This window comes from Hyphomonas polymorpha PS728 (assembly GCF_000685315.1).
Taxonomy (GTDB): Bacteria; Pseudomonadota; Alphaproteobacteria; order Caulobacterales; family Hyphomonadaceae; genus Hyphomonas; species Hyphomonas polymorpha.
In genome coordinates, this window is record NZ_ARYM01000054.1 from 1 (window position 1) to 1,504 (window position 1,504).

Consider the following 1,504-nt stretch of genomic DNA (forward strand, 5'->3'; position numbering starts at 1 on the left):
CGACAACGTCCTATGAAAGGAACGAAAGCTGGAATGAGCCAACAGGTCAGCAGTGCGTGACAGCCAATCAGCTTCACGCTCTTTTTCAAATTCACCCAGGCGTCTTCTGTCGTCAAGGAATCAGTTCTTCCATAGCAAACACAGGGTACGCTGGATTGCGGCCCTCACCGTCCTCAAGACGAGATCCGAATACCCAGGCAGAAGACCCGAACATTATCTACGAGGTCATGACGATGCATGCCTCAACGGCACTTGCAGAGCGGGGTCCTTCCGCCTGGGACCGCGTCCTTCGAAGAAGGGGCGGTAATCTGTCTCGGTCTTGATGACCGAATGTGCGGTGCGTGCGATCTTTGCGGCAACGGCAGTGAGTGCTTTGCGCTTCAGGTGCGGATCGCTGTGATCTCTGGCGATGTATCTTTCATACTTGTCGCGGAAGCCGTTCTCGCGCTGCCGAATGGCGACCTGTCCTGCCATCCAGAATGTCCGTCTCAGCCTGGCATTTCCAAACTTGGAGAGTTTGGTCTGCCCTCGGAATATACCTGACTGCTGAGTCGAAAGGTTGAATCCGCAAAACTTAAGAAACTGCCGGTGATGCCCGAAGCGGCGCAGGTCCCCGGCCTCAGCCAGGATGGTGAGCGCGTTGATCGGCCCGATGCCTGGGATGGTCCTCAAGCGTACGAAGTCCGGATGTGTTCCAAGCAGGTCGCTGGCTTGCTGTTCGATCTGATCACGTTGGGCAATCAGATGTCTTCCCTGACCGAGAACGAGACGAAACATGCGGATCGCTGGCGTCTCCGGATCGACCGGCAGGCCAATGGAATCAGCGGCTGTGGCGTATATATCAGCGAGCAGTCGAGCTTTTGATACCTTCTTGCCGACAACATCCCAGGCCGCTTCGATGAAAGCATCTTCGGACATGCACGTGATCGATCCCGGCGTGGGGAACTGTTCGAGGAAGGCGAGGAACCAATCGCTGCGCGAGTTGCCCATGAAGCGCTCAGCCTCGGGAAAGTAGAGTGGCAAGTAGTGTGTTCTCAAACGATGCCAGAACTCAGTCTTTGTTTGTGAGATGACGGCATGGGTCTTCGACAACTCTTGAATGTCGTTCACGCCGTGCACGAGCGGGTCATGCCAGATCTGGGTTAGCCCAGTCTGCATCATATGCAGCATCACCTGCGCATCCTTCGGATCGTTCTTGTCCCATGAGTTGTGCATCGCCTCGCGCGTGCGTGCCAGCGACAGCGAAGAAATGAGCTTCAACTCAAACCCTGCCTGATGGAGCCGCCACGCCAGCGGCCGATGATAGTCGCCCGTCGGCTCAAATCCGACCTGAACCGGCACGCCAAAGGCGGTGAGCGTCTCGACAAATCTGTCGATATCTTCCCGCACGTTACGAACTGTGAGGCGTTTGCGACGCCGCCTCCCAGGGACAGCGATCAAAACTTCATTGCGATGCTTCGCGATATCAATCGCTATCAGAACGGGTTGCCCTGTCTTATGATGC

Annotated in this window: 1 pseudogene; it reads right to left on the bottom strand. The window is 56.1% G+C overall.

The window, feature by feature from the left end:
* Positions 1-242 precede the first annotated feature (242 nt).
* Positions 243-1,479 (bottom strand): annotated as a pseudogene (locus HPO_RS19320) (IS110 family RNA-guided transposase).
* Positions 1,480-1,504 lie beyond the last annotated feature (25 nt).